The sequence below is a fragment of the Variovorax paradoxus genome (assembly GCF_029919115.1).
Classification (GTDB): Bacteria; Pseudomonadota; Gammaproteobacteria; order Burkholderiales; family Burkholderiaceae_C; genus Variovorax; species Variovorax paradoxus_O.
Genome location: NZ_CP123990.1, coordinates 3721270 through 3734848 on the forward strand (window position 1 = coordinate 3721270; position 13579 = coordinate 3734848).

10 protein-coding genes and 2 pseudogenes are annotated in these 13579 nt (G+C 66.8%); 11 read left to right on the forward strand and 1 reads right to left on the reverse strand.

Going from position 1 to position 13579, the window contains the following annotated elements; translation table 11 throughout:
* Positions 1–3: 3 nt before the first annotated feature.
* A complete protein-coding gene (locus QHG62_RS17930) occupies positions 4–1704 on the reverse strand; it encodes a bifunctional protein-serine/threonine kinase/phosphatase (RefSeq protein ID WP_281146885.1) in 1701 nt (566 codons plus the stop codon).
* A gap of 178 nt (positions 1705–1882) precedes the next feature.
* On the opposite strand from QHG62_RS17930, the pseudogene QHG62_RS27805 reads away from it, so the two are divergent.
* The 11 genes and pseudogenes from QHG62_RS27805 to QHG62_RS17980 form a co-directional block, all read left to right on the forward strand.
* Positions 1883–2215 (forward strand): annotated as a pseudogene (locus QHG62_RS27805) (FAD-dependent oxidoreductase); the annotation flags it as partial.
* Between the two features lie 63 nt (positions 2216–2278).
* Positions 2279–3293 (forward strand): annotated as a pseudogene (locus QHG62_RS27810) ((2Fe-2S)-binding protein); the annotation flags it as partial.
* Positions 3294–3439: 146 nt separating this feature from the next.
* The gene (locus QHG62_RS17940) at positions 3440–4219 is read left to right on the forward strand and encodes a type IV pili methyl-accepting chemotaxis transducer N-terminal domain-containing protein (protein ID WP_281146886.1); all 780 of its coding nucleotides are present in this window, start codon (positions 3440–3442) and stop codon (positions 4217–4219) included.
* Between the two features lie 10 nt (positions 4220–4229).
* Positions 4230–4655, forward strand: coding sequence for a nitrite reductase small subunit NirD (nirD, locus tag QHG62_RS17945; protein ID WP_281146887.1), 426 nt, complete (start codon positions 4230–4232; stop codon positions 4653–4655).
* Between the two features lie 22 nt (positions 4656–4677).
* Complete coding sequence (locus tag QHG62_RS17950; RefSeq protein WP_281146888.1) at positions 4678–7473, forward strand: nitrate reductase; 2796 nt, start codon at positions 4678–4680, stop codon at positions 7471–7473.
* A gap of 67 nt (positions 7474–7540) precedes the next feature.
* Entirely contained in the window at positions 7541–8446 is a 906-nt protein-coding gene (gene ybiB / locus QHG62_RS17955) for a DNA-binding protein YbiB (RefSeq protein ID WP_281146889.1), read from the forward strand.
* The gene (cobA, locus tag QHG62_RS17960; protein WP_281146890.1) at positions 8443–9255 is read left to right on the forward strand and encodes a uroporphyrinogen-III C-methyltransferase; all 813 of its coding nucleotides are present in this window, start codon (positions 8443–8445) and stop codon (positions 9253–9255) included. Before ybiB ends, cobA begins: the two co-directional genes overlap by 4 nt.
* A 168-nt stretch (positions 9256–9423) precedes the next feature.
* Entirely contained in the window at positions 9424–10449 is a 1026-nt protein-coding gene (locus QHG62_RS17965; RefSeq protein WP_281146891.1) for an ABC transporter ATP-binding protein, read from the forward strand.
* Between the two features lie 58 nt (positions 10450–10507).
* Positions 10508–11776 carry an ABC transporter substrate-binding protein gene (locus QHG62_RS17970; RefSeq protein WP_281146892.1) on the forward strand — a complete coding sequence of 423 codons (1269 nt, stop codon included), beginning with the start codon at positions 10508–10510 and terminating at the stop codon, positions 11774–11776.
* A gap of 4 nt (positions 11777–11780) precedes the next feature.
* Positions 11781–12698, forward strand: a complete 918-nt coding sequence (locus QHG62_RS17975) for an ABC transporter permease (RefSeq protein ID WP_281146893.1) — start codon at positions 11781–11783, stop codon at positions 12696–12698.
* A gap of 1 nt (position 12699) precedes the next feature.
* A complete protein-coding gene (locus tag QHG62_RS17980) occupies positions 12700–13572 on the forward strand; it encodes an ABC transporter permease (protein ID WP_281146895.1) in 873 nt (290 codons plus the stop codon).
* The last annotated feature ends 7 nt before the right edge of the window (positions 13573–13579 follow it).

Genomic DNA, 13579 nt, shown 5'->3' on the forward strand with positions numbered 1-13579 from the left:
CCGTCAACGTGGCAAGAACAGCAGCCACACCACGAGCAGTGCGTTGAACAGCAGCGACACGGCGAGCGCGATCTTGTAGAGCGCGGCCGGGTCGCGGCGGATCAGCGGCGTGGCGGGCGGCGCACCCACCGGGCGGGACGCGCCCCGCTCCAGGGCGAGCAGCATTTCCTCGGCGGTTTCGAAGCGCTCCTTCGGATCGCGCGCAACAGCCTTGCGCACGAGATGGTCGAGCCACACGGGTACATCGGGCCGCAGGCGCGAGAGCGCGGCCGGGTCGCGCCGATAGCGCGCCACCTGGTAGGGCTCGATTTCGCCATAAGGCAAGTGCCCGCCGAGCCACTGATAGAGCGTAACGCCGAGCGCGAACAGGTCGCTGCCGGTGTCGGCATGCGCGCCTTCCCATTGCTCGGGGTTGATGTAGCTCGGCGTGCCCGCATGCAGTTCGCGCTGGGCCGCGCCTTCGCGGCCCGACAGCGCCACGCCCAGGTCGAGAATGCGCCATCGGCCGTCGTCGCCCAGGTGCAGGTTGCCCGGCTTGATGTCTCGGTGCACCACGCCGTGGCGGTGCAGCCGGCCCAGGGCCTTGGTCACCTGGATGGCCGCAGCAACCACTTCGGCGACGGCACCGCGGCTATCGGATTTGCGCATCTGCTCCAGCGTTCGGCCCCCATGCCAATCGAACACGATGTAGAGCGCGCTGGCGTTTTCTGCACGCTCGTGCACGCGCACGAACCCGCCGCTCCCCACGCGCTGGCCCAGCCAGGCTTCGTGCGCGAGCATCGCGCGCTCCTGCGGATCGCTGGCGCGCGAGGGATGCAGCGTCTTGAGCGCCACCAGTTCACGCGTGGCAGCGCTGCGCGCCTGGTAGAGCAGGTGCACGCCGGTATCGGCCACCAAGGCAGTGACCACGTAGCCGTCGAGCACCTCGCCCACCTTCAGCAAGGGCGGCGGCGCCAAGCGGCGGCCGTCTCCCAGCTCGTCGTCCAGCTGCCGCGAATCGAGGCCGACGACGCGAATGACCAAGGCGGTCGCGTTGTCGCGCGTTGCGGCATCGAGCGCCGCGTTCACCAGCGCCTCGCTCGCCTGCTCGGCGCTCCCCTGCAAGGCCAGCGCGGCCAGGCGCTGCGGCTTGAGCACGCCGTGCACGCCGTCGGACGTGAGCACGAAGCAGTCGCCCACGCGCACATCGCCCTGCGCATAGTCGACGCGCACCTGGTCGTCCAGGCCGATGGCGCGCGTCAAGCGGCTGCGCATGTCCGGATGCTCGAAGGCATGGTCCTGCGTCAGCGGCATGGCCGGCTCGCCGTCGGCGCGCACGCGCCAGGCGCGCGTGTCGCCCACATGCGCGAGCGTGTAGCTCTGGCCGTGCAGCACCAGCGCCGTGAGCGTGGTGAGCGCGGTCGCGCTGCCCTGGCGCCGGCGGTTGTGATCGGCAAGCCAGGCGTTCTGCGCCGCCACCAGGCGGTCGAGCGCGGCGGTCGGCTCCCATGTGGCGGGCGTTGCGAAGTAGTCGGCCAGCAAGCCCATTACGGTGGTCTGCGCCGCTTCCAGGCCGCGTCCGCCGGTGGACACGCCGTCCGCAATGGCGGCAATGAGCCCGCGCGACTCGTCCCCCGGAGGTGCGTTGACGGCACCGGCAAAGTCTTCGTTCACTTCGCGCGGTCCGCGCTGGCTGCTGTAGCCGATGTCCACTTCAAAGCTCATGGCGCCATTCTCCATGTGCTTTCCACGCACTTCGCACGCGCACCGCGTGCTTCCTTTGCTTGATTCGTTGAAAGGCCCCACCCCATGCACAAACTCAAGCTCGTGATGGTCGGCAACGGCATGGCCGGCGTGCGCCGGCGTGCGCACCCTGGAAGAGCTCCTGAAGCTCGCCCCGGACATGTACGACATCACCGTCTTCGGCGCCGAGCCGCACCCCAACTACAACCGCATCCTGCTGTCGCCCGTGCTGGCCGGCGAGCAGACCGTGGACGAGATCGTGCTCAACAGCTGGGAGTGGTACACGGACAACCACATCACCCTGCATGCCGGCAAGAAGGTGGTCGAAGTCGACCGCGTCAAGCGCATCGTGCGCGCCGTCGACTCGCAAGGCGCCGTCACCGAGGCCGCCTACGACCGCCTCCTGATGTGCACCGGCTCCAATCCCTTCATGCTCCCCGTGCCCGGCAAGGACTTGAAGGGCGTGATCGCCTACCGCGACATTGCCGACACCGACTACATGATCGAGACCGCCCGCACCCACAAGCACGCGGTCGTCATCGGCGGGGGCCTGTTCACCGCCGGCGGCGACTATTCGGCCACGCCCAAGAAGAAGGCGGTGTGCGGCTGCACCGACGCGAGCCACCAGGAGGTGCGCGAAGCGATCAAGAAGGAACACTACCTCACGCACGACGAGGTCTACCGCAAGCCACCAGGAGGTGCGCGAAGCGATCAAGAAGGAACACTACCTCACGCACGACGAGGTCTACCGCAACCTGGGCTGGCGCACGCCCAACGGCTGCGCGACCTGCCGCCCGGCCATCAACTACTACCTGATCTCCACCTGGCCCAAGGAAGCCAAGGACGATCCGCAGAGCCGCTTCATCAACGAGCGCAGCCACGCCAACATCCAGAAGGACGGCACCTATTCGGTGATTCCGCGCATGTGGGGCGGCCACACCACCCCGGACGAGCTGCGGCGCATCGCGGATGCGGCGGACAAGTACAAGATTCCGACGGTCAAGGTCACGGGCGGCCAGCGCATCGACCTCCTGGGGGTGAAGAAGGAAGACCTGGAGGGGGTGTGGAAGGACATCGGCATGCCGTCGGGCTTTGCCTATGCCAAGAGCCTGCGCACGGTGAAGACCTGCGTGGGCAGCGAGTGGTGCCGCTTCGGCACGCAGGATTCGACCCAGATGGGCAAGGACCTGGAGCGGGCGCTGTGGGCGATGTATTCGCCGCACAAGGTCAAGCTGGCGGTCTCGGGCTGCCCGCGCAACTGCGCCGAGGCGGGGATCAAGGACGTGGGGGTGATCGGGGTGGATTCGGGCTGGGAGCTGTATGTGGGCGGCAACGGCGGCATCAAGACGGAGGTGGCGCAGTTCCTGGTGAAGGTGAAGACGGCCGCCGAGGTGATGGAGTACTCGGGCGCCTTCCTGCAGCTGTACCGCGAGGAAGGCTGGTACCTGGAGCGCACGGTGCACTACATCGGTCGCGTGGGGCTGGACTATGTGAAGAAGAAGATCCTGGAAGACGAGGCCGGCCGCAAGGCGCTGTGGGAGCGGCTGCAGTTCGCGCTGGACGGGGAGCCTCCTGGAAGACGAGGCCGGCCGCAAGGCGCTGTGGGAGCGGCTGCAGTTCGCGCTGGACGGGGAGCCCGATCCCTGGTTCGAGTCCAGCCAGGCTTCTGTGGATGTGCGGCAGTTCACGCCGCTCACGGTGTAGGCGGGGAAGCTACTTGAAAAGACGACTCTTCATCGCTTCTTCCGCGCTTGCCGCGGTGGGTGCCCGCGCGCAGGTGGCCGACCTCAACGACGCCATCAACAAGGCGGGCCGCCAGCGCATGCTCTCGCAGCGTGCGAGCAAGGCGTATCTCGCGCTGGCGCAAAAGGTAGAAACGCGCAATGCGCAGCAAGTGCTCGACAAATCGATTGCACTGTTCGAAAGGCAACTGACCGAGCTCAAGGCCTTTGCACCGAGCCCGGCCATCCGCGGCACCTACGACGCACTCGACGGCGCCTGGGGCGAATTCAAGCGCGAACTCACCGCCCCTGCATTCGACAAGGACGGCGCCACCAGGATCGTCAAGCTCGATGCCGCCGTGCTCACGCTTGCGAACCAGGGCACCACACAGTACGAAACCGCCTCGGGCAAGCCGGTGGGCCGGCTGGTGAACATCGCCGGCCGGCAGCGCATGCTGTCCCAGCGCATGGCCAAGTTCTACCTGGCCGGCGCAATGCAGATCGACACGGCTGGCAGCACGGCCGAAATCACAAAGGCGCGCGGCGAATTCCTTGCCGCGCTCGAAACCCTGCGCAACGCGCCGGAAGCTACGGCGCAAATCCGCCAGGAACTGGTTCTGGCCGATGCGCAGTGGATGTTCTTCAACCGCGGCCTCCAGCGCCTCGAAGGCGCCGCCACCTCACCCGCCCTGATGTCCGACGTGTTCGTGGCCAGCGAGAACCTGCTGGCCATCATGGACCGCGTGACCGGCCTGTATTCAGACCTCAAAACCTAGAGACCCCACCATGAGCGAATGGAAAGCCATCTGCCGCATCGACGACATCCCCGTGCTGGGCGCCCGCCGCGTGGCGCGCCCCGTGGGTGTGGCCGTCGCCGTGTTCCGCAATTCAGAAGACCAGGTGTTTGCGCTGCTCGACCGCTGCCCGCACAAAGGCGGCCCATTGAGCCAGGGCATCGTGTTCGGTACCAGCGTGGCCTGCCCGCTGCACAACTGGGCCATCGGGCTGGACGACGGCTGCGCCAAGTCGCCTGACGAAGGATGCACGCCGAAGTTCGCGGTGAAGCTCGCCGAGGGCGTGGTGCACCTGGATGCGGAAGAACTCAAGACACATGCCATCGACCTGGCGCCTCCCCGCGCCGGCCCCGGCGCCGCAACGGCCGGCAAGCTGGGCGACGAGACCTTCGACGTGCAGGCGCCGCACGGCAGCTGAACGCCAAACCAAGGCACGACCCATGGAAGAAACTCGCTCCACCTGCCCCTACTGCGGCGTGGGCTGCGGTGTGATCATCGAGTCCGAAGGCGCGCAGATCACCGGCGTGCGCGGAGACCCCGACCACCCGGCCAACTTCGGGCGCCTTTGCACCAAGGGCTCCACGCTGCACCTCACGGCCACGGCCACGGTCACGCGCCAGACGCGGCTGCTGCAGCCGATGCGGCGCGCCGTGCGCCGCGCCGAACCAACACCCATCTCGTGGGACACCGCGCTCGACGGCGCGGTCGACAAGTTCGCGCAGGTGATCCGCGACCACGGGCCCGACGCCGTGGGCTTCTATGTGTCGGGCCAGCTGCTTACCGAGGACTACTACGTCTTCAACAAGCTCGCCAAGGGTTTGATCGGCACCAACAACATCGACACCAACTCGCGCCTGTGCATGAGCAGCGCGGTGGCCGGCTACAAGCAGACGCTGGGCGCCGATGCCCCGCCCGCCTGCTACGACGACCTGAAGCACGCCGAGTGCCTTTTCATCGTGGGCAGCAATGCCGCGTGGGCGCATCCGATCCTCTTTCGGCGGATCGAGGACGCGAAGGCCGCCAACCCGGGCATGAAGATCGTCGTGGCCGATCCGCGCCGCACCGACACGGTGGAAATTGCCGACCTGTTCCTGCCCATCCAGCCGGGCACTGATGTCATGCTGTTCAACGGCATGCTGCACCTCATGCTGTGGGAAGGCTGGACCGACAACCGCTACATCGCGGCCCACACCACGGGCTTCGATGCATTGAAGGCCACGGTGCGCGAATGCACGCCCGACAAGGTGGCGCAGATCTGCGGCATCTCGAAGGACGACCTGCTTTCCGCGGCGCGCATGTTCGCAACCTCGCCCGCCACGCTGAGCCTGTATTGCCAAGGCCTCAACCAGTCGTCGAGCGGCACGGCCAAGAACGCGGCGCTGATCAACCTGCACCTGGCGACCGGGCAGATCGGCAAGCCCGGCGCGGGCCCGTTCTCGCTCACCGGCCAACCCAACGCCATGGGCGGGCGCGAAGTGGGCGGCTTGGCCAACCTGCTGAGCGCGCACCGCGACCTGGCCAACCCTGCGCACCGCGCGGAAGTGGCAGCGCTGTGGAACCTGCCCTCCGTGCCCGAGAAGCCCGGCAAGACCGCGGTCGAGATGTTCCAGGCCGCGGCCGACGGAGAGATCCGCGCGCTGTGGATTGCCTGCACCAACCCCGCCCAGTCGATGCCCAACCAGGCCACGGTGCGCCGCGCCCTCGAGCGCGCCGAATTCGTCGTGGTGCAAGAGGCTTTTTCGACCACATCGACCTGCGCCTTCGCAGACCTGCTGCTGCCCGCCACCACATGGGGCGAGAAGGAAGGCACCGTGACCAACAGCGAACGCCGCATCTCGCGCGTGCGCCCCGCGGTGGCGGCGCCCGGCGAGGCACGCCACGACTGGTCGATTGCCGTCGACTTTGCGCGCCGGCTCGAACAGCGGCTCGGCCGCACGGCCACGCTGTTTCCCTACGAAAACGCCGAACGCGTGTGGAACGAGCACCGCGAATCCACCCGCGGGCGCGACCTCGACATTACGGGCCTGAGCTACGCAATGCTCGACACGGCCGGCCCGCAGCAATGGCCATTGAAGGAAGGCGAGACCACCGGCCGCGCCCGCCTCTACGAAGACGGCATTTTTCCTACGCCGGACGGCCGCGCGCGCTTCGTCGACACCGTCTACAAGCCGGTGGCTGAGGCGCGCGAGGCGCGCTATCCGTTCTCGCTGAACACCGGCCGCCTGCGCGACCAGTGGCACGGCATGAGCCGCACCGGCACGGTCGGCCGACTGTTCGGCCATGTGGCCGAGCCGGTGGTCCAGATGAACGCGCAGGACATGGCGCGCCGCCTGCTGAAAGACGGCGACCTGGTGCACCTCACCTCCAAGCGCGGCTCCATCCTGCTGCCCGCGCGCGCCAGCGCCGAGATCGGCCTGAGCCAGGCTTTCGTCGCGATGCATTGGGGCGAGGAATACCTGAGCGGCTGCTCTTCGACCGGCACGCCGCTGGCCGGCATCAATGCGCTGACCACGCCGGCCTACTGCCCCACCTCGAAGCAGCCCGAGCTCAAGCACACGCCGGTCAAGATCCTCAAGGCCGAGCTGCCGTGGTCGCTGCTCGCCATGGCCTGGCTGCCGCCCGACGCCGCCTTTGCCGCGCAGCAGGCGCTCAAGCCGCTGATGGCGATGTTTCCGTTTGCCACCTGCGTGCCGTTCTCGGGCAACACGCCGGGCGAAGAGCGCAGCGGCATCCTGTTTCGCGCGGCTGCGCACGACACGCCGGACGACAGCCTCATCGACCGCATCGAAGGCGTGCTTGGCCTGGGTGCAAGCGATGCCCTGCGCTACGCCGACCGCCGACGCGGCCAGCGCCGCGTGGCCCGGCTGGTGCGCCGCGCCGACGGTAATGCAGGGCTCGAAGCCTTCCTGCTGGGCGGCGACACCAGCGCCGAGGCCTGGATCGGCACCTTGCTGCGCGAGGAAATTCCGGCCCAAACCTACGGCCGGCTGCTGCTGTCGCCGGGCGCCCGCGCGCCGGTGGCGGTGCAGTCCCGCGGACAAACGGTCTGCACCTGCTTCAACGTGACCGACCTGGCCATCCTGGGTGAACTGGGCCGCTGCAGCGGCACGCCCGGGGAGCGGCTGGCCTCGCTGCAGGGCGCGCTCAAATGCGGCACCAACTGCGGCTCCTGCCTGCCCGAACTCAAGCGAATGGTGCGGGCAACGCCGGCGGAGGTCATTGCAGAGGGTGCATAGGGGCGCATGGAGGGGCATAAGCCGCCTTGCTTTCCGGCATAAGCATTGCGGGACAATCGGGGCACCCATGGGAATCAGCCAATACATCAAGGAAATCGGGCGCGGCGCGCGAGGCGCCAAGCCGCTCACGCGCGAACAGGCCTCGGACCTGTTCGGCCAGGTGCTGGACGGCACCGTGACAGACCTCGAAATCGGCGGCTTCTGCCTGGCCATGCGCATCAAGGGCGAAACGCCTGAAGAGATGGCCGGTTTTCTCGATGCGACGCATGCTCGGCTCAACCACGTTCCGGCCGCCGACCGTCCGCTCATCGTGCTGCCGAGCTACAACGGCGCGCGCAAGCTGCCGGTTCTCACGCCGTTGCTCGCGCTGCTGCTCGCCCGCGAAGGCCTGCCGGTGCTGGTGCACGGCAGCGCCACTGAAACATCGCGCGTGCTGGCTTCAAACGTGCTGGAGGCATTGGACATTCCCATGCTCACCGCCATCCGAAAGATTGCGCCCGGCGAAATCGGCTTTGCACCGACCGAGCTGCTCAACCCCGCGCTCAAGCGGCTGCTCGACGTGCGCCGCGTGGTGGGCCTGCGCAACCCTGGCCACAGCGTGGTCAAGCTGATGCAGCCGACCACCGGCCCCTGCGTGGTCGTGGCAAGCTATACGCATCCGGAATACGCGCGCACGATGGGCGAGACCTTCGAGCTCATGGGCATGACCGCCCTGCTTTCGCGCGGCCTCGAGGGCGAAGTGGTGTCCGACCCGCGCCGCACTGCGCAGATCGACGGCTTTGTGCGCGGCGTGCGCAGCGAGCTGCAGGCGCAGGCCGCCGGCACGTCGAACGAGGTGCCGGGGCTGCCGAAAGAGATCGACGTCGCGACCACGGCCGACTACACGCGGCGCGTGCTGAATGGCGAGCTTCCCGTGCCGGAGGCCATTGCCACCCAGGTCAGGCACATCACGCAACTGGCAGCCCACGCATGAACGCACCCGCATCCCCATTCACCGCCGGAAGCTGCACGCTGGTGGGCGCCGGCCCAGGGGACCCCGAACTGCTGACGATCAAGGCCGTGAAGGCAATACAGGCCGCGACCGTGCTGCTGGTGGACGACCTCGTGAGCGAGAGCATCCTGGCTTCTTATGCGCGGCCCGGCGCACGCATCGTGCACGTGGGCAAGCGCGGCGGCTGCAAGAGCACGCCGCAGGCGTTCATCGAACGGCTCATGATCACCGCGGTGCGCGAAGGCGAAACCGTAGTGCGCCTCAAGGGTGGCGATCCCTTCATCTTTGGCCGTGGCGGCGAAGAAGTCGAGCACCTGCGCGAAGCCGGCATCGAATGCACGGTGATCAACGGGATCACCGCCGGCTTGGCCGCCGTGACCTCGCTGGGCGTGCCGCTCACGCACCGCGACCACGCGCAGGGCGTGGTGTTCGTCACCGGCCACGCCAAGACCGGCGCCAGCGCGCACGAAGACGCCACTGATTGGCGTGCGCTGGCTGCCACCGCGCACAGCGCGCGGCTCACGCTCGTGATCTACATGGGGGTGGCAGGCGCGGGCCACATCGAACGCGAACTGCTGCAGGGACTGCCCGGCGACACGCCGGTGGCGGTCATCCAGCACGCAAGCCTGCCGCAGCAGCGTCACGTCACGGCCACGCTCGAACGGCTGCAGTCCTGCATTGCCGAAGCCGGGCTCGCGAGCCCGGCCATCATCATTGTGGGCGACGTGCTGCGCGGCCTGGCCGCTGCGGCGCTGCCGATGGGATCGGACGCCGGCCGGTTCGGCACCTGAGCCGACGGAAAGAGAAGGCTCGGCTAACTCGGGCTGTTCTATAAGGCCTGCTGAGCCCCCGGTCGTTGCACTCGCCCGCGCAGGGCGCTTTAGCACCCATGTGGCATGGAGCGTGCTTAACGCCAGCATGCTCGTTTTTCGACCGTCTTTCGTTCGCGGCGCCAGCCAATGACCGCCGTCGCCACGCCTCCGCCCGCAGCCGTTGAAATCGTCGCGCTGAGCAAGCGCTACGCCGTGGGCACGCCGCCCGCAGTGGATCAGATCGACCTGCGCATTGCGAGCGGCAGCTACTGCTGCCTGCTCGGCCCCTCGGGCTGCGGCAAGAGCACCACGCTGCGGATGATTGCGGGGCACGAGTCGGTCACCAGCGGCGACATACTTCTGGACAACCGCAACATCACCAACCTACCCGCCGCGGCGCGCGGCACGGCGATGATGTTCCAGAGCTTTGCGCTGTTCCCGCACCTCTCGGCGGTGGACAACGTGGCCTTCAGCCTCAAGATGAAAGGCACGGGCAAGGCCGAGCGCCAGAAGCGCGCTCGCGACCTGCTGGAACGGGTGGCAATGGGCCACCTGGCCGACCGCAAGCCCGGCGAACTCTCTGGCGGCCAGCAGCAGCGCGTGGCGCTGGCGCGCGCACTCATTACCGAGCCGCGGGTGCTGCTGCTCGACGAGCCGCTGTCGGCGCTCGACCCCTTCTTGCGCATCCAGATGCGCGCCGAACTGCGGCGCTGGCAGAAGGAGCTGGGGCTGACTTTCGTTCACGTGACTCACTCGCAGGAAGAAGCGATGGCGCTGGCGGACACCATGGTGGTGATGAACCACGGCGTGATCGAACAGGTCGGCTCGCCGCACCAGATCTACAACCATCCCGCGAACGAATTCGTCGCGCGATTCATGGGCGGCCACAACGTGTTCGACACGCCCGCCGGCCCGATTGCCGTGCGCAACGACCACATGCGGATCGCGCCGGCGTCCGGCGATGGGGGCATTGCCGCGGCAATCACCGACGTCGAGTACCAGGGCACCTACGTGCTGCTCGGCCTCGCGCTCGAAGCTGCTGCGCCCGGGCGCCAGAACGTGTCGGTGCTGCTGGGCGAAGCCGCCTTTCTGGCAAGCCCCTATGCGCCGGGCGATGCGGTGCGCCTTGCATGGGCCGAGGCCGATGCGCGCGCACTCGCCGTCGCAGCGTAGTCCTCCCTTTCCGTTCCGTTCCGTTCATCCGCCACCTTTTTTCCACGGAGACTCTTCCATGACCGACCCCATCGACTCTTCCGCCGGACTCCAGCGCCGCACCCTGCTGCAAGGCACCGCCGGCATCCTGGCGACGGGCATTGCGCCCTTCGTGCATGCACAGGAAAAAATCGTGCTGCGCTACCTGGGCACCGCGGTGAACCAGGACAAGGCGATTGCCGAGAAGTTCAAGGCCGACACGGGCATCGAGATCCAGTACGTGGCCGTGACCACCGACGACGTGACCAAGCGCGCAGTGACTGCACCCAACAGCTTCGACCTGATCGACACCGAGTTCTTCTCGCTCAAGAAGATCGTGCCCACCGGCAACCTGAAGGGCATCGACACCAAGAAGATCAAGAACGCCGACAAGATCACCACGCTCTTCACCAAGGGCGAAGTCGCCGGCAAGGCCGTGGGCGACCAGGGCACCGCGCCCAAGAAGGTGATTTATCTCGAAGGCGAAAAGTCGAAGAAGTTCGCCGCCGCGCCCACGCAGTTCATGTCGCTCATCCCCACGGTCTACAACGCCGACACGCTGGGTATTCGCCCCGACCTGATCAAGCGGCCCATTGGTTCGTGGGCCGAGCTGCTGAACCCCGAGTTCAAGGGCAAGGCCGCGATCCTGAACATTCCATCGATCGGCATCATGGACGCGGCGATGGTGGTGGAGGCCAAGGGCATCCACAAGTACAAGGACAAGGGCAACATGACCAAGGCCGAGATCGACCTGACGATCAAGACCCTGATCGAAGCCAAGAAGGCCGGCCAGTTCCGCGCGCTGTGGAAGGACTTCAACGAATCGGTCAACCTGATGGCCTCGGGCGAGGTGGTGATCCAGTCGATGTGGTCGCCGGCCGTGACTGCGGTGCGCACCAAGGGCATTGCCTGCAGCTTCCAGCCGCTGAAGGAAGGCTACCGCGCCTGGGCCGCCGGCTTCGGCCTGCCCGCCACGCTCTCGGGCAAGAAGCTCGACGGCGCCTATGAATTCATCAACTGGTTCCTCGACGGCTGGGCCGGCGCGTACCTCAACCGCCAGGGCTACTACAGCGCCGTGCTCGACACGGCCAAGGCCAAGATGGAAGCCTACGAGTGGGCCTACTGGATGGAAGGCAAGGCCGCCTCGCAAGACATCAAGGGCCCGAACGGCGACCTGCTGGCCAAGGCCGGTGCGGTGCGCGACGGCGGCAGCTACGAGCAGCGAATGGGCGGCATCGCGTGCTGGAACGCGGTGATGGACGAGAACGAGTACATGGTCAGAAAGTGGAACGAGTTCGTTGCCGCCTGATCCTGTGAGCGCTCCCAATTCCAGCGCGCACGCGCCCAGCCCGTCCGTCCATGCCGTAAAGGCATGGTGGCAGGCGGCGCCGTTCGCGCTGGTGTTCTTGCTGTTCTTCTTGATTCCGCTGGCGCTGATCGCGATGGTCAGCCTGTGGAACTTCAACGAGTACGAGTTGATCCCGGCGGTGACGCTGCGCAACTATGCAAGCCTCTTCGAAGGCTGCTCGCAGCTCACGGACAACGGCGATCTGTGCGTCACGCTCAACACCTACCTGAGCACTTTCAAGTTCTGCCTGCTGGTGTGGAGCATCACGCTGCTCATCGGTTTTTCGGTCGCATATTTCCTGGCTTTCCATGTGCGCTCGTCGACGATGCAGACGGTGCTGTTCGTGCTGTGCACCATGCCGTTCTGGACATCAAACGTGATCCGCATGATCTCGTGGGTGCCGCTCCTGGGGCGCAACGGCCTGGTCAACCAGATGCTGATGGGGATGGGCCTGGTCGAGCAACCGGTCGAGTGGCTGCTGTTCTCCGATTTTTCAGTGGTGCTCGCCTTCGTGCACCTCTACACGATGTTCATGATCGTGCCGATCTTCAACAGCATGATGCGCATCGACCGCTCGCTGCTCGAAGCAGCCAGCGACGCGGGCGCCTCGGGCTGGCAGACGCTGTGGAATGTGGTGGTGCCGCTGTCGCGCACCGGCATCCTCATCGGCTCGATCTTCGTCATCACCATCGTGATGGGCGACTTCGTGACCATCGGCGTGATGGGCGGCCAGCAGATCGCATCGATCGGCAAGATCATCCAGGTGCAGACCTCGTACCTGCAGTTTCCGCTGGCTGCGGCCAACGCGATGATTCTGCTGGCGGTGGTGCTGATGATCATCTGGGGGCTGACGCGGCTTGTCGATATTCGTAAGGAACTCTGAGATGGAACGCCGTCCCGGCTTCTGGCCCCTTGCGATCGTGTTCGGACTTTTCGTGCTGTTCCTCTACGGCCCGATGATCACGATCTTCATCCTGAGCTTCCAGGGCCCCGAAGGCGGCCTCACCTTTCCGCTGCGCGGCGTCTCGCTGCACTGGTTCTACAAACTGGCCGAAGGCCTGGGCACTGTCGACATCGGCGCGGCGTTCAGGCGCTCGCTGGCGCTGGGCGCGGTGGTCATGGGCTTCACCGTGGTGCTGTCGGTGCTGGCCGGACTCGCGTTCCGCAAGAAGCTGGCGGGCAGCAACGCGCTGTTCTTCGTGACGGTGGCGAGCCTCATCATGCCGTCGATCATCATTTCGCTCGGCATCGGCCTGCAGTTCCGGCTCATCGACACCGGCGTCAAGAGCCTGCTCGAGGCCATGGACGCCACCACCCTGCTCGAAGGCTACGGCACCGCGCTCGGCCTCTTCAGCTCCGCCCTCGGCGCGCACCTGACGTGGACCCTGCCCTTCGGCCTGCTCATCATGTTCGCGGTGTTCAACCGCTTCAACCCCGCCTTCGAGGAAGCCGCGCGCGACCTCGGCGCCACGCCGTGGCAGACCTTCCGGTACGTGGTGCTGCCGCTGATCGGCCCGTCGATCGTCGGCATCGGCATGTTCGGCTTCACGCTGTCGTGGGACGAGATTGCCCGCACCTCGCAGGCCATCGGCGATGTCAACACGCTGCCGCTCGAGCTGCAGGGCCTGACATCGACCGTCACGACGCCGTCGATCTATGCGCTGGGGACGGTGACCACTGTTGTTTCGCTGTTCGTGATGGCTGTGGCATTAGGCACGGCGGCGCTGCTGCGCCGGCGTGCAGTTCGGCCGCGCTGAGCCTGAA

What these genes read in the sequence shown, in the direction of transcription:
- QHG62_RS17930 (WP_281146885.1), bottom strand. Translation starts at nt 1,704, where the DNA reads ATGAGCTTTGAAGTGGACATCGGCTACAGCAGCCAGCGCGGACCGCGC.
- nirD (WP_281146887.1), top strand. Translation starts at nt 4,230, where the DNA reads ATGAGCGAATGGAAAGCCATCTGCCGCATCGACGACATCCCCGTGCTG.
- QHG62_RS17950 (WP_281146888.1), top strand. Translation starts at nt 4,678, where the DNA reads ATGGAAGAAACTCGCTCCACCTGCCCCTACTGCGGCGTGGGCTGCGGT.
- ybiB (WP_281146889.1), top strand. Translation starts at nt 7,541, where the DNA reads ATGGGAATCAGCCAATACATCAAGGAAATCGGGCGCGGCGCGCGAGGC.
- cobA (WP_281146890.1), top strand. Translation starts at nt 8,443, where the DNA reads ATGAACGCACCCGCATCCCCATTCACCGCCGGAAGCTGCACGCTGGTG.
- QHG62_RS17965 (WP_281146891.1), top strand. Translation starts at nt 9,424, where the DNA reads ATGACCGCCGTCGCCACGCCTCCGCCCGCAGCCGTTGAAATCGTCGCG.
- QHG62_RS17970 (WP_281146892.1), top strand. Translation starts at nt 10,508, where the DNA reads ATGACCGACCCCATCGACTCTTCCGCCGGACTCCAGCGCCGCACCCTG.
- QHG62_RS17980 (WP_281146895.1), top strand. Translation starts at nt 12,700, where the DNA reads ATGGAACGCCGTCCCGGCTTCTGGCCCCTTGCGATCGTGTTCGGACTT.